Here is a 17927-nt window from a genome sequence, read left to right on the forward strand (position 1 = left end):
TACAACCATAACCTCGATACCTCACGCCAGCATTACAGCAATGTGATCACCACCCGCAGCTTTGATGACCGCCTGCAAACTTTAGAGCATGTGCGTAACAGTGGCATGAAAGTGTGTAGTGGTGGCATTTTAGGCTTAGGTGAGCAGCAAAGCGACCGCATCAGCTTATTGCATGAACTGGCCACCCAGCCCATCCATCCCCAGTCAGTACCCATCAATATGCTGGTGCCGATTGCAGGCACTCCCCTTGCAGATGCCCCCAAGGTGAGTGTGATTGAATGGGTCAGAACCATTGCCACTGCCCGTATCCTGATGCCCAAGAGTTATATTCGCCTGTCTGCGGGTCGTGAAGGCCTGACCGATGCTGAGCAGGCCTTATGTTTTCAGGCGGGTGCCAATTCGTTTTTCTCTGGTGAGCAATTGTTGACCACGCCCAATGCGGGTGAAAGCCGTGATGGAGTTTTATTTGCACAACTGGGCCTTAGCAAGGAAAAAGCCAGGCTGGATATTAAGGCTAGTGCAATCAATGCAATGAGTGCCTAAGGGCGGGCTGATTTTCTAGCATGAGTCTTGAACAGTTTAAGCTGGCACAAAAATATGCTGCTCTGCAACAGCAGCATTTAGACCGTTACACGCAAGTAATTGATCAGGGTGTGACACCGCTGGTGCAACGCCACGGCAAAACCCTGATTAACTTTTCCAGTAATGATTATCTAGGGCTGGCCAGTCATCCAGCCGTTACCGCAGCAACTGTTGATTATTTAAAACAGCATGGCATTGGCGCAGGGGCTGCGCATCTAGTCACGGGACATCATGCCATTCATGAGCAACTGGAACAGCGACTGGCACAAGTCACCGGTTATCCAAAAGCCATGCTGTTTTCTACCGGTTATATGGCCAATCTGGGGGTAATTGATGCCCTCATGGGTAATTTAACCGACAGCAAATCCGGCATTGTTTACCAGGATCGCTTAAACCATGCCTCGCTGCTGGATGGGGCACGACTGGCAGGCGCCCAAACTGGTGTCAGGCTGCGCCGTTATCCGCATCTGGATATTGCGCAACTGAATCAATGGTTAAGTCAGGATTCTACTGAACAAAAATTGATTGTGACTGATCAGATTTTTAGCATGGATGGCACCGAAGCGCCGTTGCCTGACTTAATAAAAACTGCCGAGCAACACCAAGCCGCCTTGATGATTGACGATGCGCATGGCTTTGGCTTGCGTACTCAGCCTTTGCCCAAGGTTGATGTATACATGGGCACGCTAGGTAAGGCGATTGGAACTTTTGGCGCATTTGTGGCTGGTTCGGAATTACTGATTAACTATTTAAAAAGCCGGGCACGTACTTTTGTATATACCACCGCAACACCGCCACTGATTGCGGCAGGAACCCTGGCTGCACTGGATGTGATTGCGCAGGAGCCGTGGCGGCAATTAAAATTACAACAACATATTAGCCGCTTGCGCAGCGCTTTAATGGCACAAGGCTGGGAACTACTTCCGAGTCAGTCCGCGATTCAACCGATTATTGTAGGAAGTGCTGAGGATACATTAGCATTGTCAGCAAAATTGCTTGAGCAAGGCATTTTGGTTAGTGCAATTCGTCCACCGACTGTTCCACGTGGAACGTCACGCTTAAGAATTACCTTAAGCGCGGCACATACGGATGAGCACATATCTCATTTAATTAGTGCCTTGGCTGTTCATCAGGCTTTGCTTCGATAACTACTGGATTAATATTTTCTGGCTTGTTTTTGGGTTCAATTGTCCGTTCTTCCTGCATTTCCTTCATTAAAAAGAAATTTAAACCTGTCCGAATAATGGCAATCGCTGCCAGTTTGCCAATTTGTTCCCAACTGGGTGATACGGCGGTTGATAAAATATCGGCAGCCAGTTGAAACTCCAGGCCTAAAGCCAGATAACGCGCGAAGATAAGTCGAACCGGTGTAAAACCATCAGGATGGCGGCTAACAAAAGCTTTTAAAAATCCATAGAGAGCCGCGAAAATACCAAAGGCAATAATGAGCGCGCCAACGCTTTCCACCATCAGGCGCAACCAGCTTACGGCTTGAATGACAAAGGTTTCGGTTTGCTCGAACATAAATTAAGATGCCTTAAGTTTTAATTTAGGGCTTAGAAAGTTAAAGGGGATTATTTGTGAGAATTTTAGCCATTTTAAGATACTTTTTACGTCCAGTAAAATCTGTCATTGTTAAAGGATAAGGGGTTAGACACTTTGCACAAGCAGCATAATTTACTAAATGCTCTGTAGAAAATTTAAAAAACTTAAACTTAGTTACTGGTAACCATTCTATTTTAGTTTCTATTGTTAATTTCCCAATATATTTACAACTCTCACAGTAGCTGAGTTGCCAGAAATTTTCAGGAAGCTTTAATTCTAAAAGTTGCAAGAACTGTTCAGCGAATTCTTTAATATAGGTGCTTTGATTTTCTTTAGTCAGTCCACTATTCCAGAAAGCACCATGCTCTTCATTTTCAATAAAATAGATATCCTCACTTAATTCATCCCAGATTCTAAATAAGGGTTCTTCATAGTCTGTTAGTGACCATAAACGACTTAAGTCATCAATTGCTTTTTTTACTAAAATATTTTCTTGCAATAATTCTATGCAAAGCTGCTTGGCATAAATTTTTAGAGCTTTTTCCCTAGTAGGCAATTTAAGCTTCAATTCGGAAAGACATTTTTCAAAATATGTTTCAATTTCATATTTATCAATATTTTTATCTAATCCAAAACTGGCAAGAATCATAATATTTTCACTTTCATTACCCTGATCCAATAAGGATTCTGCCCAGTCGCTGTAATTACGTAGTTGAACACTCCCAAAAGCTATTTTTGCAGTAAGCATTTCAATATTCATTTTCTCAAATTATCTCTATCAATCACTACTCAAGCCCAAATCACCAGCACCGCCCCCAGCATCACCAGCCACAATCCCGCATGATCAGTTTTTACCAGTTTTTCCTTAAAGAAGTAAAGGGAAATCAACAAGGTAAACAGCACCTCAATTTGCCCCAAGGTTTTGACCAAAGGCACCGACTGCAAACTCATGGCACTAAACCAGCCCAGTGACCCCAAAAAACTGGCCAGGCTCACCCGTGCCGTTAAACCTTTGCGCTGTCGCATGGCGGTTAGCGTTTGCGGACTTTTTATAGACAGCCAGACCAGCAATAGCAAGTTTTGCAAGCTAATGGCACAAAACAACACCCAGCCCGCACGATGCAAAAACGGCAACTGGCTTAGCTCAAGACTGGCTTCCCGCACCATTAACGAGGCAATGGCAAAACACAGGCCACTGGCAAGCCCTGTCCACAGCGTTGGCCATGACAGTGTGGCCATGGAACGCGCACCACTCAGTAAAAATACCGCGACTGCGCCTACCAGTACACCCAGCCAGCCCAGCCAAGACAACTGCACACCCAGCACGGCTACCCCAATAATAGCGGCCAGAATCGCTTCACTTTTGGCTAGGCCTACCCCAATGGCGTAGTTTTTTTGCTGAAACAGTTTCACCATGAGTACTGTGGCCAGAATCTGGCTCACCGCCACCATACCAATATACAGCCAGAAGCGAGCTCCAAAACTGCTTATGGAGATTGAATGGGCCACTGGCTGAAAGTGATACAGCAATAGCAAATACAATATAGCCAGCGGCGTTGCACCAATAAAGCGTGCCAGCGTAACGCCATAGGCATCTACGGTGGTGCTAAGCTGCTTTTGAAAAGCATTGCGCCAGGCCTGCATAAATGCAGCCATGATGGTAAAGAAAATCCAAGTCACCGAATACCCTTACAATAATGAATCCACATTTAGGTGAATCTTTCAAAAAATAATGATCTATATGTCCTGTTACTTAATCCAGACTACTGCGGATATACGCCCCAATAAACCTCAGTTTTATCTGTACAATAAAAACCTTCAAGCGGTGAAAATTGTAAAATCTTCTCTATTATTTCTTTTGATCCACATAGAAAGGAACAATGACTATCCCAATGGGCTGTCACTAAAACCTTATAATCAGGTGTAAAAATGCAACCATTTGCTGGTATCTTGTCTTCATCAAAAAGATCCTCTATCCAGTACAGTTTTCTTTCAGTCCCTAGATCATCACCAAGCCAGACCCACTCATATCCCAACTCGACCAGTGCATGATAAATATAATTTTCTACATACTCAGAAATAACGCCATCTCTTGGCTCCCATATATCTTCAGCATGTAAATAATCTATTAACTGCCTGGAAAGGTGCTCATTTTTATATTTGGCATTAAGACCATGAATCATTGTTCTCAGCGCGATATCCACATCTGCTAGACTTTGGAAACCCAAAGCTTGCCGGACATCCTCCCATGAAATCGGTTCCATACCATTTAGTATTTCCTGTTTGGTTGGAAAATTACTGTCCAAAAAATCACTGTTTTTTAATTTGATAGGATTTAGAAAAGGATGTAAAACAATATATACCTCATCAAACTGCCCGGCATAATATTCTTTAATTCTCCCATCAATAGGACAAGAAGCATATTTCGGCTGTTCCGGCAAAATTCTGTCTTTTATGCGCTTCTTTCTGTTGTTAAGCATAGCCGCCTCAAAATTATCTTATTGAAATGAATACTTAATCCATATCCAGCATAAAAGTGACTGGTCCATCGTTTTGCAGGCTCACCTGCATGTCGGCACCAAACGAACCAGTTTGCACATTCGGATAAACATTTTTGGCATGGGCAACCAGTTGGCTAAACAGCTCACGCGCCTCATCGGGTGGCATAGCGGGGCCAAAATCCGGACGCAATCCCTTGCGTGTTTCGGCCATCAGGGTGAACTGCGACACCAGCAGCAAGCCGCCATTCACTTGCTGCACATTTAAATTCATGCGATCACCGTCATCGCTAAACAGACGGTAGGCCAAAATTTTCTTGAGCATTTTTTCGGCAGTTTGCAGGGTATTGGTTTTGCCAAGGCCGATAAACACCAGTAAGCCCTGCTCAATTTGCCCAATGACATTGCCATCCACTTCAACTTTGGCATGCTTAACGCGCTGAATTAGTGCCCGCATGATATGATTCCAGACTGTTTTGGCTATTGTGAAACAAGCAGGCCGATGCTGCAATTGTTGTGATGGATTTATGCTTTAAGCTACGCTACAGCCTTTATGCCTGAACCTGATTTACGCTGCAAAAATTTTGTAAAAAATACAAAATGCTTTGTGTAGTCAACCAAGCCAAGTTCTTGTACAGTAGTTTTTTACTGCCTTTTTATCATGCTCATGACGCCTGCCGAACCCCTTAGCCTGCCCCTGCTGGTGGATGCCGAACAACTGCTGCCTGTGCTGAATCATCCCTTATTGCGCATTATCGATTTGGGCAAGCCCCGGGTATATGAACAGGTGCATTTGCCCAATGCATTGTCCTTAGCACCTGCCCTGTTGGTTCGGCAGGAAGAACATGCCTCGGGTTTGCTGCCAGATGATGAGCAACTGCAACAACTGCTACAAATATTGGCAATTACACCCCAGCATCAGGTGGTGGTGTATGACGATGAAGGCGGCGCCTGGGCAGGCCGCTTGATCTGGACGCTGCATATTCTGGGTTTTGACAAGGTAAGTTTACTGAATGGCGGGATTCATAGCTGGCTGGCCAAGGGCCTACCCACCAGCAGTGAGGTGCCCAGCCTTGCTGCGGTTGAAGCTTTTCAACCTAGCCCATTAAACCTTGAGCCACGCATTACCTTGGATGAGCTAACAACGATTCTGGCTGAACAACCAGATACCTATAACCTGTGGGACTGCCGCACCCATGGCGAATACACTGGCGCACGGCTGGCCGCACGGCGTGGCGGGCACCTGCCAGGCGCATTTCATTATGAATGGAACACTGTGCTGGATCGGCAAAATAACCTGTGTTTACGGTCCCTGCCCGAGATTATGGCGGAACTACAGCAGCAAGGCCTAAACCCGCAAAAACCCGTAATTGTGTATTGCCAGAGCCATCATCGTTCCGGGCTGGCCTATGTGCTGGCGCGGCTGTTCAATTGGCCGGTTCGCGCGTATGATGGCGCGTGGAGTGAATGGGGCAATCGACTTGATACGCCTATTGTGACAGGAGAACATCCGCTTTGAGTCAAGACAACACCAATCAAAAGAAAAGTTTGATGGATAAGGCTTTTATCCACTTTCAGCATCTGGCACCGCAGCATGGTTTAAGCCGTCTGGTCGGCACGCTGGCCGCCAGCAAAAATCCGCTGGTGAAAAAGGCGTTTATCAAGCTGTTCCATGACCGTTATCAAATTGATATGAGTCTGGCGGAAATTGAAGAGCTGTCCCGGTTTGGCTCGTTTAATGAATTCTTTACCCGCGCACTTAAAGTGGATGCCCGCCCGGTGGATCCTTCACCGACCAGCATTGTTTCCCCTGCCGATGGTGCGATTTCCCAGCTGGGTAAAATTGACGGTGACGAGATTTTTCAGGCCAAGGGACAAAATTTTTCCCTAAACCAGCTGATTGGTGATGCCGCACTGGCGCAACATTTTATTGGTGGTGAATTTGCTACCGTATACCTGTCACCACGTGATTATCACCGCGTACATATGCCGTTTGCGGGTCGTCTGACTGACACCATTTATGTACCGGGCAAGCTGTTTTCGGTCAATACCGTCACTGCTGAAAATGTACCAGCCCTGTTTGCCCGTAATGAGCGTCTAGTGTGCCTGTTTGACACCAGCGTGGGCCGCATGGCCGTGGTGCTGGTGGGTGCCATGATTGTGGCTGGTATTGAATGTGTGGCTACCGGCAAGATCAAGCCATCCGGCAAGCTGGAACATCGCAAGCATGACCTTCAGCTTGATAAAGGCGCAGAGCTGGGCCGTTTTTATCTGGGTTCTACCGCCATTGTGCTGTTTGAAAACAGTAAGATTAACTGGCTGGCCCCGTTTGAAGCGGGCAGTACCGTGATGATGGGTCAGGCCATGGGTACTGTCCTTAACGCGCAATAATTATACGCTTGTTTAGTCTGTTAGTTTAAAACTTTCAACGCCATGTTTTGCTGAAGCATGGCTGCTATAAAAAGGAATTTTATGGCATTTCAAACATCGCTTAGCCTGTTGGGCTTAAGCCTACTGCTTACCTTAACGGGTTGTGCCACGCGTCAGGTTCAGCCCCTGCTGCCCACCACGGCGCAGGGCACGCTGAAGCAAAGCCATTATCAAATGCGCATGACCACGGATGATGGCGTTACCCTGTCCTTTACCGTATACCAGCCAGCACTTGCACCCGGCCAAACTGCACCGCTGATCCTTCACACGCATGGCTTTGGCCTGTCACGCATGAAACGCCCGTATTTGAGCCTGTATGGTAGCGTCATGCCCACCGGACAAGGCGCGGAAGCAGCATGGAAACGCGGTTACTGGATGATTAGTTTTGACCAGCGCGGGCATGGCGGGCTTGATGGCACGGGTGGTAAAATCCGCCTGACTGATCCGCAATTTGAAGGCCGTGATGTCAGCCGGGTGATTGACTGGGCTGAGAAAAATTTGCCACAACTGGCCCGTAATACTAATGGCGCACGGGTTGGCATGATTGGTGAATCCTATGGCGGGGCCATTCAATATATTGCTTCGGCACAGGACAAGCGCATTCAGGCACTCGTACCCGTCACCACCTGGTATAATCTGGAATACAGCCTTGCGCCCAATGGTGTGCCCAAAAGTGGCTGGCTGGATTTATTGAATATTGTGGGTGACTGGTGGAACTGGAACAAATTTGATCCGGCACTGAAAATGGCCTATCAGGACACCAAAAATGGCGCGATTTCAGCGTCATCTTACCAGTTCTTAAAAACCCATCAGGCACGCTGGTTTTGTGATACCCAGCAGGCGCCACAGGCGGATGCGCTGATTATTCAGGGTTTTCGCGATGTGCTGTTTCCGTTTAATGAAGGCATTTCAGCCTACCAGTGCCTAAAGCAGGCTGGCCATGATGTGCGCTTGCTGGGTGTTGAAGGCGGGCACCTGCAACCCGGTGTGCAGCATTCACCAGGGCTTGAGCTACCGGCCTGGTACATTGGCAAAAACATGAATTGTCAGGGCAAAATACTTAATATTCAGGCCATGATTGCCCACTGGTTTGATGCCAAGCTCAAAGACCAGCCTGCGCAGGCCAGCCAGATTCCGGCAGTGTGCATTGACCATAGTCCAGTGCAAGCCATTGATGCCTTACAGCCCCGTGTCGATTATCCGCTGCCAGCATTACACATGACGGCTGGCGGTGGCTATGAATGGCTGTTTAAATCAACCGATCGCCTGCGGCATTTATTGACACCCCAGCACTTGCCGGCCAACTGGCAACAACCGCAACAAGGCGGTTCACGGCCGTTACTGCTACCACTCACCCGCATGACTCAGGATCAATGGCTCACCGGCATTCCACGTTTGCATCTCAACATTGATACGCCTGATGCAACTAAAGCCCAAAACTCCCCGACCCTATTTGTGTCACTGGCGCGCTGGACACCCGGCAAAGGCAGCTATCAGGTGCTAAACGAACAGGTAATTCCCATCAACCTGCAAAAATTGCATTATCGCAATCAAATGCTTAGCCAGTTGTCTGTGCCCATAGATGACCCGGCCAAGGGTATTGATTTACCAGCTGTGAATGCAAAACTTAAACAGGGTGAGGTATTGGGTTTGGTGATTAGCAGCCGCAGCCGTTACTTTGGCCGTAGCAGCAAGGCCCATGCACAAGCCAATATCAGCGGCTTTATTGAATTACCGACCATGCTACCGGCCAGTTCGGTTCTTTATTAAAATATGGTCTTACAGGTTTGAAAAATTAAAAAACGCAGCAAAGTCATGCCCTGCTGCGTTTTTTAGCATTAGCCTGCTTAAAACAGGCTTCAACCTCTAGCCAAAAATCTTGAAACGCTCATCACGCTGCATGTAGTTCTTGTCACCGGCTGGTGATTCGATCGAACCAAACGGCATTTGCGCACGCAGTTTCCAGCTGGCTGGAATACCAAAGCGGGCAGCAACTTCATCATCAATAATTGGATTGTAGTGTTGCAGCGTAGCACCAATGTTTTCATTAGCCAGTGCCGACCACACCGCAAACTGGGCAATACCGGTAGAGTGCTCAGACCAGACCGGGAAGTTTTCCGCATACAGGGCAAACTGCTCCTGCAGGTTTTTGATAATGTCCTGATCTTCATAAAACAGCACGGTGCCAAAACCGGCTGCAAACGAGGAAATCTTGTTGCTGGTGGCTTCAAAGGCGGCTTCCGGCACAATCTTGCGCAGGGTTTCACGCACAATTTCCCAAAAATCCACACTGGCCTGACCAAATAGGATCACGGCACGCGAGCTTTGTGAGTTGAACGATGACGGGCTTTGTTCAACAGCGGTCTGAATCAGCTCACTGATTTGATCCTGTGACACTGTGACATTTTTGCCAATGTGATAAATGGAGCGGCGTTTTGCAATGCTGTCTAAAAACGGGTTGGCCATGATTTTGTATTCCTACCAAAATATTAAAACTTAAAAAAACTGAATCGATTGATTAAAACCGGTTATTTAGCCAGCGCTTCAGTGGTAATGTTGACCTTGATTTCATCACTAACCGCAGGTACATACTGCGCAATACCAAAATCGGAACGCTTGAAGCTGGTGGTGGCGTTAAAGCCAATGGCTGGTTTTTTGGCCATCGGGTGCTCACCCATGCCATTTAAAGTGGCATCCAGTACCACCGGCTTGGTTACCCCTTTTACGGTTAAATCACCAGTAATCTTGAAGTGCTTTTTATCCTTGGTTTGAACCTTGGTACTCTTAAAGGTGATATTGGGATATTTGGCTTCGTTAAACCAGGCATCCGTTAAGAATTCCTTGTCCAGTGCTTCCACATGGCTGTCCATGCTTTTTACAGGAATGGTCACGCTCACGCTGGATTTTTCCGGGTGCTTGTCATCGACGCTGATTACGCCCTGCACATCATTAAAGTTGGCTGTCGGATTGGAAAAACCAAAATGGCTCCAGCTAAACAGAGTGGCCGTGTGCTTGGAATCAATCTGGTAATCCGTGGTGGCTGCCATACTGGCACTGCTGGCTGCAATCAGCGCTGTACTGATCACCGTGGTGTGGGCAAGCATTTTTAGTTTTTGCATCATTAACTTTTGCATTGTCATTCGCCTCATTTGTTAGTCGTGCTTCATTGTAGCCAATGGTTTTTAAATGTCAGGGTCATTTCTAACAACAGTTTGTTGCATATTTGGAACATTGCTGGTTTAAAAATCAACAGACTCACCAAAAAAACAGTATTAGTTTCTTGAATTTCAGCAGGATTACCCTCACTCAAGGGACAGGTTTTACTGAAACGTACAGCAACGTCAAAATATTGCCGCAAGGCCTAAGGACTGTACATGATTCAATTTTTTAAACGGAGGTCAGCCATGTCTAGCCAAGACAATTCCATACCTGAAAACGGCACCAACAACAATGAGCAGATCGACCCACAGGATCAGATCAAGAACGACAGCGATTTTGTGCCTTCCGGTACGCCTGTAGATGACAATGACAACAGCGGTAACCCGGAAGATTTGCAGGCGCGCATTGCCGAACTCGAAGCAGAAATTACCGATGTCAAAGCCCGTGCCAATGCCGACATGTACAACTTCCAGAAGCGGGTTGAGCGGGAAACCGACAATGCCAAAAAATATGCACTGGAAAAATTTGCCGGTAGCTTGCTGGACGTGGTGGACAATCTGGAGCGTGCCATTGCTGCTGCCGGAAACGATGAAAACCCGGTGATCGAAGGGGTGCGCCTGACCCACAAAAACCTGCTCGGTGCGCTGGAAAAACACGGCATTAGCGTGGTCGATCCGGCAGGTCAGCCATTTAATGCCGAGCTGCATCAGGCGGTAGGCATTGATCCCAACACCCCGGCAGGTCAGGTAGCCAATGTGCTGCAAAAAGGCTATAGCCTGTCCGGCCGTTTGCTGCGTCCGGCCATGGTTACCGTTGGTCAGTAACCGCAACAAATGAATTAACCCCGCGCGCTGGCATCTTGCCCTGTCTAAAGCACGCTGATGATTGATTAAGTTTGACTAACCTGCTGGTGTACATAAGCAGTGCTGTGATTCGTTGTTTTTCGACGTTTTTTTTGAATTATTTTTAAAATTTTTTGCAGGATTTGCTTGAAATTCACCGATTCACACCGATATCGGATAACAAGCAGCCACTACTGCAAAATGATGAGGAGAGATACACATGGCCAAAATTATTGGCATTGACTTAGGCACCACCAATTCCTGTGTTGCCGTACTGGAAGGCGACAAAGTAAAAGTAATCGACAATGCTGAAGGCGCACGTACCACGCCATCCATTATTGCTTATAAAGATGGTGAAGTACTGGTTGGCCAGAGCGCCAAGCGTCAGGCTGTTACCAACCCAAAAAATACCCTGTTTGCCATCAAGCGTTTGATTGGCCGTCGCTACAGCGATGACGTGGTACAAAAAGACATCGCCATGGTGCCGTACAAAATTGTTCAGGCTGACAATGGCGATGCGTGGGTAAACGTCAACGACAAAAAACTGGCACCGCAACAGGTTTCTGCTGAAATCCTGAAAAAAATGAAAAAAACCGCCGAAGATTACTTGGGCGAAACGGTGACTGAAGCGGTGATTACCGTGCCAGCGTACTTTAACGATGCGCAGCGTCAAGCCACCAAAGATGCTGGTAAAATTGCAGGTCTGGACGTTAAGCGCATTATTAACGAGCCAACTGCTGCTGCCCTTGCCTTTGGTATGGACAAAAAAGAAGGCGACCGCAAAATTGCCGTGTATGACCTTGGCGGCGGTACTTTCGACGTATCCATTATTGAAATTGCCGATGTAGATGGCGAACAGCAGTTTGAAGTACTGTCCACCAATGGTGATACCTTTCTGGGCGGTGAAGACTTCGACCTGGCACTGATTGACTTTCTGGTTGAAGAATTCAAGAAAGAACAAAGCGTTAACCTGAAGAATGATCCATTGGCACTGCAACGCTTAAAAGAAGCTGCGGAAAAAGCCAAAATTGAGCTGTCTTCTGCAACGTCTACCGAAGTAAACCTGCCTTACATTACTGCGGATGCGACTGGGCCAAAACACCTGGTGGTGAACATTACCCGTAGCAAACTGGAAGCGCTGGTTGGCGATCTGGTTGCCCGCACCATGGAACCCTGCAAAATTGCACTGAAAGATGCAGGCTTATCTGCCTCTGATATTCAGGATGTCATTCTGGTGGGTGGTCAGACCCGTATGCCACTGGTACAGGCCAAAGTGCAGGAATTCTTTGGTAAAGAGCCACGTAAAGACGTGAACCCGGATGAAGCCGTTGCCGTAGGTGCAGCAATTCAGGGTGCGGTACTGGGCGGTGACAAGAAAGACGTACTACTGCTGGACGTAACGCCACTCACACTGGGTATTGAAACCATGGGCGGTGTACTGACACCGATCATTGAGAAAAACAGCATGATTCCGACCAAGAAATCACAGGTTTTCTCAACAGCCGATGATAACCAGCCAGCAGTCACCATTCAGGTGTTCCAGGGTGAACGCAAAATGGCGGCGCAAAACAAATTGCTGGGTCGCTTTGACTTAAATGACATTCCACCAGCACCACGTGGCATGCCGCAAATTGAAGTGACTTTTGACATCAACGCCGATGGTATTTTAAACGTATCGGCCAAGGACAAAGGTACTGGCAAGGCGCAATCGATTCAGATTAAAGCCAACTCCGGTTTGTCTGATGCTGAAATTGAACAAATGATCCGTGATGCCGAAGCCAATGCCGAAGAAGATAAAAAATTCGAGGACTTGGCCAAGGCACGCAACGAAGCAGATGGTCTGGTACACAGCACGCAAAAAGCCATCAAGGACTTGGGCGACAAAGCCACCGATGAAGAAAAAGCCTCTATTGATGCGGCAATTTCTGAACTGGAAGCTGCGACCAAGGAAAATGATGTTGATGCCATCAAGGCCAAGATCGAAGCGCTGTCCAATGCTTCCCTGCCACTGATGCAGCGCGTTTACGAGCAGAACCAGGCCCAGGGTGGTGATGCGGGTGGTGCACAGGGTTTTGATCCAAACAGCTTTGGTCAGAATGCAGGTGCGCAACAGCAACAACCAGCCGATGATGGCGTGGTTGATGCCGAGTTTACCGAAGTGAAAGACGACAAAAAATAATTTGTCGGCCTGACCCTTCCGGGTAAGACATACAAGCCGCTCTGGTTGAAAAACCGGAGCGGTTTTTTTATGGCCTTAAATTTTTTTGGATTTGTATGTCAGGCTTTTAAAACTATGGATTAACAAATGCGCACTGGTATTTAGCCTGTCGCGCATTAAAATTTATCCCTTAAGTCATTCATAATGACCAACAATAATGGCTTTGATTAATCAATAGATTTAAGACAACAACCGAGGACAATAATGATGCAGGCAATGATGAAAAAATTACTACTGGGGGCTGGCTTGGCCACTGTGTGTTTAGCAGCGCAGGCTGATAATTGTGACCATACCCGCAATAGTCTGGATGCCATTCACTGTAGCAATATCATTTACCAAAAAGCCGATAAAGAGCTCAATGCTACCTATCAGCAATTGGTCAAAAAACTCAAAGTGAATGAGAAAAAAACCCTGCGGCGTGCGCAGATTCGCTGGATCAAGCAACGTGATCAGGCTTGCACCATGAATAGCGTGGATATGGGTGAAGTGATTGATAGCGCCTGCCTGCTGGATCAGACCACCAGTCGCACCAACTGGCTCAATGACCGTCTGCGTGAATGTAATACCGTGGGTTGCATAGCCAGCAAACTGGATAATTAACAGCTTTGCGCCAAAACTACTTTTTAGCATCTGTCTGTTATTAACCGCTCCATGTGAGCGGTTTTTTATACCTGCTTTCCAGGTCGGTTTTTACTAAAAAGTTTGCTTTAATCTGCGCACGCGCCATTTTATACTCAATAAAATAACTCTATTCGTGTTCATGCTAATGCGTTCCTGGTTGCCTATCTTACTGGTCATCATCGTTCTGTTTTATTTATATCAGGTGGGACAATCGCAGCGTCGCCACACCAGTCTGGCCACCCAGCTGTTGCATCCATTTGATAACCGGGTACATTACCGGATTGGGCAGGTTGACCCGCAGTTTAACCTGTCAAAAACCGAAGTGATTGATTTAGCCAAACAAGCCGCTGAAATCTGGCATCAGGGCACAGGCAAAACCTTATTTGTTTATGATCCCTCATCGCGCCTAAGCATTAACCTGCGTTTTGATGAGCGGCAGCTTGAAAGTAACCTGCGCCATTCCCAGCAGCAACAGCTTGAGCAGGAACTCGCCAGCCAGCAAAGCAATAATAGTGAGTATCGTCAGCGCCAGCTGCAACTGGAGCAGCAACGCCAGCAACTGGATCTGCGTGAAGCCGCCTTTCAGCAGCGGCTAGCCAGCTATAACCGCACCGTGCAGGACTGGAATGCGCTGGGCACGCTGGATGAGTTTAACCGCCAGCAACTGGAGCAACAGCAGCGTCTGCTGGATGCAGAACAGCAGGATATCCGCACTGCCATTGCAGCTTATAATCAGCAAGTCAACGCCTTAAATCAGGTGGCAGGTAGCCTCAATCAAATGGCCGATCACTACAATCAGGCAGTTAATCGCTATCAGGCGCGCTTTGTGCCCCGTGAATTTGAAAAAGGGGTTTATGATGGCCAGCACATCAATATCTATGAATTTAGTTCAGCTGCTGACTTACGCCTGACCATTGCGCATGAACTGGGACATGCGCTGGGTCTTGGCCATAACACCGATCCGTATGCTCTGATGTATCCAGTTCTTAAACAGCAGGATGTGGATCATTTTCGCCTGACGGTGGCTGATAAAACCCTGCTGTCACAACACCTTCAATAACTAAAATAAAAACCACTGATACTGATGTTTATCATTTAGGTTCCACGTGGAACCTAAAAAATTTTAGTGGCCTTGCTCAATCATGCGTTGCCCGGCCACCTGCTTGGCAAACTGCATGGCAACCCGGCCAGAACGGTTGCCCTTTTGCGTGGCCCATTGCAATGCTAACTTTTCCTGTGCCTTGATGTCTTCATCAGACCAGCCAAAGCGGCTAAGCCAGGCATGGATCAGGTTTAAATATTCCTGTTGGCTAAAACCATAAAAGGTAATTTGCAGGCCAAAACGATCTGCCAAAGATACTTTTTCCTCGATACTGTCGCCCGGATGAATTTCGCCATCTGGACTTTGATGGTATTCCAGATTATCGCGGTTTTTTTCCACCATGAGATGCTTACGGTTGGACGTGGCATAAATCAGTACATTGCTGGAAGGCCCGGCAATTGAACCATCCAGCACGGTTTTTAGCCCGGCATAGCTGGTATCACCTTCTTCAAACGACAGGTCATCACAGAAAATAATAAACTTTTCCGGACGGTTATTAATGGCCGCCACAATACGCGGCAAGTCATTTAAAAACTTTTTTTCTACTTCAATCACACGCAAGCCCAGCGTATGAAATTCCTTAAGGCAGGCCTTAACCAGTGAAGATTTTCCCGTACCGCGTGCACCGGTGAGCAGCACATTATTGGCAAAAAATCCCTTCACAAACTGTTCGGTATTCTGGCGAATTTTTAACTGCTGCTTGTCCACATTGCACAGGGCATCAAACTCAATCAATTGCGGCTGGTGCAAGGGAATAAAGCCAGCACTTTGTAGCAGGCCCTCGGTCTTTTCCCAGCGAAAGGCTATGGCGGTATCCAGCACCGCAGTATCCGGCACTACCGAGGGAGAAAGATGGCCAAAAACCTGTGTCAATTGATCCAGCCGTGCAGTGAGCTGGGCAATGGCATGAATTAAATCCTGTTCGCTACGTTTCTCAGTCATGTTGATCTCAATGCTCCACTCTGGCAAAACGGCCACCGGCTGACCGCCAATGTTTCTATTATGCGGCTATTGGCTGCGATTGTATTGCGCTAAACTTTCAAAAATTGTCGCCAAAGCAACATTTGTTTATGCAGTCTGATCCCAATTATTTTGTGGCCTTTGAACAGGCGCATGTGCCGCTTTATAGCATGGCAACCGATTATACGGCTGGCCATTATTTTGCCACCCATGCACATGATACAGCCCAGCTCCTGTATGCCATTGAAGGCCTTATGCTAATTGAAACCGCAAAAGGCCGCTGGATTGTGCCCTCACAGCGTGGAGTCTGGCTGGCGCCGCAGACATGGCATGCCGTCACCATGTTAACGGCAGTTAAAATGCGTACCGTCTTTATTCAACCCAGTGTGGTGATGCATTTTAATGCGGCCATTTGTGTGCTGCAAACCTCAGCGTTGCTGCGCGAGCTAATTCTGGCCAGCAGCCAGATTATGGCACCCTATACCGAAAATTCACGTGAAGGCCGCATTACAGCGCTGTTACTGGATGAACTTAAGGTATCTCCTGTATTGCCCTTTTACTTGCCATGGCCTACGGATTTACGCCTTCAACAGCATTGCCAGCAGTTACTGGACTTCCCGCAGCAGCACAGCACCATTGCCCAGATTTCCCAGCAACTGGGCATTAGCCAGATGACCTTGCAGCGCCGCTTTATCCAGCAAACCGGTCTGCGTTTTGGTCAGTGGCGGCAACAAGCTCGGCTGCTTTTAGCGCTTGAAAAACTAGCGCGTGGTGAAAAAATTATTTCTGTCGCGCTTGATGTCGGTTATGCCAGCCAGAGTGCCTTTACCGCCAGCTTTAAGCAACATTTTGGCTTGACCCCTTCCCTGTTTTGCCGCCAGTCCTAAGCTGATGTTTCACGTGGAACATCACTCCCTCAAAATCAGATTAATGGCTGAACAAGTAAAAATTAAGCATCGCCTGTGCCAGTACTTTGTCCTTTGGATTTAGGCTAACAGTCATCCGCCTGAAATTAACAATATCTGCCTGCATGCCAGTAAATTTTGCCACGCCATCACTAGGATAATGTGAAACCAGTTGATAGTGGTAAAGCGCCGTTTGGCCCCCGTATGGAGCAGTTTTTAAATGCACAATATTTACAGGAACATTACTGCCGGTATAAAACCAGAACTCATTTTTTTTGGCTTCCTGTTGCGCGGTTTTAAAAAACAATGACGCACTGCTTAATGCACAGCCTACACAGGCGGAACTATCGTCCATGCTTAAATACTGTTTTCCATCAGGACTAAACATGACAAGCGCTGCAATGCCCGATGGCCCCATGCTGGCTTCAATAATGTTCCAGTGCCTGGGTGCCAAAAACCATCCCAAGCCTTCGACCTGATAAAGTGCCAATTGCTGTGCCTGTGCAGCATTGATTGTAAAGTTGAAATCACAGGCTTTTGGCTGGCAGGATGAAAAATCCTTGAGTAAAGCATCTTCTTTTGTGCCGTCACTAACCGGGTTTTCAATACTAATGCCATAGGCCGGAATGAAAATATTTCCCTTAAACCGGGCTTTGCCCAGCGCTATCCACTGGTGAATCCGGGCACGTTCTGCCGCTGAGCTGTGTAATTTTGGGAAAGCAAACTGGTAAATATGATCCTCGGCAAAGCCTGTCGTGCTTACACCTAACATTAGACCCAAGCCAACGAATAAAAACCGCATCCTGTAAAAATAACCACTGAGCTGCAAAGACATAGCGCTTGTTTTCCTGATAAAAAAAGCAGGATCACATGTATCCTGCTTGGTCATTCCTATTATTCAACAGGATTAAAACGGTTCACCCTGCATGTTTTTTGGAGCCTGCCGGATCGTTTGCTGAATGGTCAGGTTTTCACTTTGCTCGGTGGTGGGAGTGGTGGTGATGACAGGTACAGGCTGGCTTACAGTACCTGTATTTGCTGCTGCGCTACCATTGCTAACTTGAC

General features: G+C 47.3%; 18 protein-coding genes and 1 pseudogene. 10 read left to right on the forward strand and 9 right to left on the reverse strand.

Going from position 1 to position 17927, the window contains the following annotated elements:
* Both Q337_RS0113815 and Q337_RS0113820 read left to right on the forward strand, forming a co-directional pair.
* Positions 1-543: pseudogene (locus Q337_RS0113815) on the forward strand (biotin synthase BioB); the annotation flags it as partial.
* A gap of 20 nt (positions 544-563) precedes the next feature.
* Positions 564-1730 (forward strand): aminotransferase class I/II-fold pyridoxal phosphate-dependent enzyme, encoded by a 1167-nt coding sequence (locus Q337_RS0113820; RefSeq protein WP_026472086.1) that lies wholly within the window; start codon positions 564-566, stop codon positions 1728-1730.
* On the opposite strand, the gene Q337_RS17880 is transcribed toward Q337_RS0113820, so the two are convergent.
* The 5 genes from Q337_RS17880 to dtd all read right to left on the reverse strand — a co-directional run bounded on the left by Q337_RS17880 (position 1693) and on the right by dtd (position 5082).
* Positions 1693-2106, reverse strand: coding sequence for a DUF1622 domain-containing protein (locus tag Q337_RS17880; RefSeq protein WP_084494864.1), 414 nt, complete (start codon positions 2104-2106; stop codon positions 1693-1695). The genes Q337_RS0113820 and Q337_RS17880 overlap by 38 nt on opposite strands.
* Positions 2107-2146: 40 nt before the next feature.
* On the reverse strand, positions 2147-2887 hold the full coding sequence (locus Q337_RS0113830; protein ID WP_026472087.1) for a hypothetical protein: 741 nt from the start codon (positions 2885-2887) through the stop codon (positions 2147-2149).
* A 29-nt stretch (positions 2888-2916) separates the two neighbouring features.
* On the reverse strand, positions 2917-3783 hold the full coding sequence (locus tag Q337_RS0113835; RefSeq protein WP_026472088.1) for an EamA family transporter: 867 nt from the start codon (positions 3781-3783) through the stop codon (positions 2917-2919).
* 107 nt (positions 3784-3890) lie between these two features.
* Positions 3891-4607, reverse strand: coding sequence for a DUF2711 family protein (locus Q337_RS0113840; RefSeq protein WP_051526902.1), 717 nt, complete (start codon positions 4605-4607; stop codon positions 3891-3893).
* A 34-nt stretch (positions 4608-4641) separates the two neighbouring features.
* Positions 4642-5082, reverse strand: a complete 441-nt coding sequence (gene dtd / locus Q337_RS0113845) for a D-aminoacyl-tRNA deacylase (RefSeq protein ID WP_026472090.1) — start codon at positions 5080-5082, stop codon at positions 4642-4644.
* 210 nt (positions 5083-5292) lie between these two features.
* On the opposite strand from dtd, the gene Q337_RS0113850 reads away from it, so the two are divergent.
* The 3 genes from Q337_RS0113850 to Q337_RS0113860 all read left to right on the forward strand — a co-directional run bounded on the left by Q337_RS0113850 (position 5293) and on the right by Q337_RS0113860 (position 8825).
* Positions 5293-6144: a sulfurtransferase gene (locus tag Q337_RS0113850; RefSeq protein WP_026472091.1), complete on the forward strand. Its 852-nt coding sequence runs from the start codon at positions 5293-5295 to the stop codon at positions 6142-6144.
* Positions 6145-6176: 32 nt separating this feature from the next.
* Complete coding sequence (gene asd / locus Q337_RS0113855) at positions 6177-7016, forward strand: archaetidylserine decarboxylase (protein ID WP_034280516.1); 840 nt, start codon at positions 6177-6179, stop codon at positions 7014-7016.
* 81 nt (positions 7017-7097) lie between these two features.
* Complete coding sequence (locus tag Q337_RS0113860; RefSeq protein WP_034280494.1) at positions 7098-8825, forward strand: CocE/NonD family hydrolase; 1728 nt, start codon at positions 7098-7100, stop codon at positions 8823-8825.
* Between the two features lie 96 nt (positions 8826-8921).
* Here Q337_RS0113860 and Q337_RS0113865 read toward each other — a convergent pair whose 3' ends face one another.
* Together Q337_RS0113865 and Q337_RS0113870 are read right to left on the reverse strand one after the other, a co-directional pair.
* A complete protein-coding gene (locus Q337_RS0113865; RefSeq protein ID WP_026472094.1) occupies positions 8922-9521 on the reverse strand; it encodes a nitroreductase family protein in 600 nt (199 codons plus the stop codon).
* A 62-nt stretch (positions 9522-9583) separates the two neighbouring features.
* On the reverse strand, positions 9584-10159 hold the full coding sequence (locus tag Q337_RS0113870; RefSeq protein WP_026472095.1) for a YceI family protein: 576 nt from the start codon (positions 10157-10159) through the stop codon (positions 9584-9586).
* A gap of 300 nt (positions 10160-10459) precedes the next feature.
* On the opposite strand from Q337_RS0113870, the gene grpE reads away from it, so the two are divergent.
* The 4 genes from grpE to Q337_RS0113895 all read left to right on the forward strand — a co-directional run bounded on the left by grpE (position 10460) and on the right by Q337_RS0113895 (position 14955).
* Positions 10460-11038 (forward strand): nucleotide exchange factor GrpE, encoded by a 579-nt coding sequence (gene grpE, locus Q337_RS0113880; RefSeq protein WP_026472097.1) that lies wholly within the window; start codon positions 10460-10462, stop codon positions 11036-11038.
* Between the two features lie 238 nt (positions 11039-11276).
* Complete coding sequence (gene dnaK, locus Q337_RS0113885) at positions 11277-13235, forward strand: molecular chaperone DnaK (protein ID WP_026472098.1); 1959 nt, start codon at positions 11277-11279, stop codon at positions 13233-13235.
* A gap of 255 nt (positions 13236-13490) precedes the next feature.
* Complete coding sequence (locus Q337_RS0113890) at positions 13491-13874, forward strand: lysozyme inhibitor LprI family protein (protein ID WP_051526905.1); 384 nt, start codon at positions 13491-13493, stop codon at positions 13872-13874.
* Positions 13875-14040: 166 nt separating this feature from the next.
* A complete protein-coding gene (locus Q337_RS0113895; protein WP_026472100.1) occupies positions 14041-14955 on the forward strand; it encodes a matrixin family metalloprotease in 915 nt (304 codons plus the stop codon).
* Between the two features lie 63 nt (positions 14956-15018).
* Here the strand turns inward: Q337_RS0113895 and Q337_RS0113900 are convergent, their stop codons facing one another.
* Positions 15019-15939 carry an ATP-binding protein gene (locus Q337_RS0113900; protein WP_034280520.1) on the reverse strand — a complete coding sequence of 307 codons (921 nt, stop codon included), beginning with the start codon at positions 15937-15939 and terminating at the stop codon, positions 15019-15021.
* A gap of 128 nt (positions 15940-16067) precedes the next feature.
* On the opposite strand from Q337_RS0113900, the gene Q337_RS0113905 reads away from it, so the two are divergent.
* A complete protein-coding gene (locus Q337_RS0113905) occupies positions 16068-16844 on the forward strand; it encodes an AraC family transcriptional regulator (protein WP_034280498.1) in 777 nt (258 codons plus the stop codon).
* Between the two features lie 40 nt (positions 16845-16884).
* Here the strand turns inward: Q337_RS0113905 and Q337_RS0113910 are convergent, their stop codons facing one another.
* On the reverse strand, positions 16885-17634 hold the full coding sequence (locus Q337_RS0113910; protein ID WP_169733769.1) for a DUF4850 domain-containing protein: 750 nt from the start codon (positions 17632-17634) through the stop codon (positions 16885-16887).
* Positions 17635-17927: the final 293 nt, after the last annotated feature.

This window comes from Alkanindiges illinoisensis DSM 15370, assembly GCF_000619845.1.
Classification (GTDB): domain Bacteria; phylum Pseudomonadota; class Gammaproteobacteria; order Pseudomonadales; family Moraxellaceae; genus Alkanindiges; species Alkanindiges illinoisensis.

Excerpts from the sequence above, each read along its gene's own strand:
- Q337_RS0113820 (WP_026472086.1), top strand. The coding sequence starts at position 564 with ATGAGTCTTGAACAGTTTAAGCTGGCACAAAAATATGCTGCTCTGCAA.
- Q337_RS17880 (WP_084494864.1), bottom strand. The coding sequence starts at position 2,106 with ATGTTCGAGCAAACCGAAACCTTTGTCATTCAAGCCGTAAGCTGGTTG.
- Q337_RS0113830 (WP_026472087.1), bottom strand. The coding sequence starts at position 2,887 with ATGAATATTGAAATGCTTACTGCAAAAATAGCTTTTGGGAGTGTTCAA.
- Q337_RS0113835 (WP_026472088.1), bottom strand. The coding sequence starts at position 3,783 with ATGGCTGCATTTATGCAGGCCTGGCGCAATGCTTTTCAAAAGCAGCTT.
- Q337_RS0113840 (WP_051526902.1), bottom strand. The coding sequence starts at position 4,607 with ATGCTTAACAACAGAAAGAAGCGCATAAAAGACAGAATTTTGCCGGAA.
- dtd (WP_026472090.1), bottom strand. The coding sequence starts at position 5,082 with ATGCGGGCACTAATTCAGCGCGTTAAGCATGCCAAAGTTGAAGTGGAT.
- Q337_RS0113850 (WP_026472091.1), top strand. The coding sequence starts at position 5,293 with ATGACGCCTGCCGAACCCCTTAGCCTGCCCCTGCTGGTGGATGCCGAA.
- asd (WP_034280516.1), top strand. The coding sequence starts at position 6,177 with ATGGATAAGGCTTTTATCCACTTTCAGCATCTGGCACCGCAGCATGGT.
- Q337_RS0113860 (WP_034280494.1), top strand. The coding sequence starts at position 7,098 with ATGGCATTTCAAACATCGCTTAGCCTGTTGGGCTTAAGCCTACTGCTT.
- Q337_RS0113865 (WP_026472094.1), bottom strand. The coding sequence starts at position 9,521 with ATGGCCAACCCGTTTTTAGACAGCATTGCAAAACGCCGCTCCATTTAT.
- Q337_RS0113870 (WP_026472095.1), bottom strand. The coding sequence starts at position 10,159 with ATGCTTGCCCACACCACGGTGATCAGTACAGCGCTGATTGCAGCCAGC.
- grpE (WP_026472097.1), top strand. The coding sequence starts at position 10,460 with ATGTCTAGCCAAGACAATTCCATACCTGAAAACGGCACCAACAACAAT.
- dnaK (WP_026472098.1), top strand. The coding sequence starts at position 11,277 with ATGGCCAAAATTATTGGCATTGACTTAGGCACCACCAATTCCTGTGTT.
- Q337_RS0113890 (WP_051526905.1), top strand. The coding sequence starts at position 13,491 with ATGATGAAAAAATTACTACTGGGGGCTGGCTTGGCCACTGTGTGTTTA.
- Q337_RS0113895 (WP_026472100.1), top strand. The coding sequence starts at position 14,041 with ATGCGTTCCTGGTTGCCTATCTTACTGGTCATCATCGTTCTGTTTTAT.
- Q337_RS0113900 (WP_034280520.1), bottom strand. The coding sequence starts at position 15,939 with ATGACTGAGAAACGTAGCGAACAGGATTTAATTCATGCCATTGCCCAG.
- Q337_RS0113905 (WP_034280498.1), top strand. The coding sequence starts at position 16,068 with ATGCAGTCTGATCCCAATTATTTTGTGGCCTTTGAACAGGCGCATGTG.
- Q337_RS0113910 (WP_169733769.1), bottom strand. The coding sequence starts at position 17,634 with ATGTTAGGTGTAAGCACGACAGGCTTTGCCGAGGATCATATTTACCAG.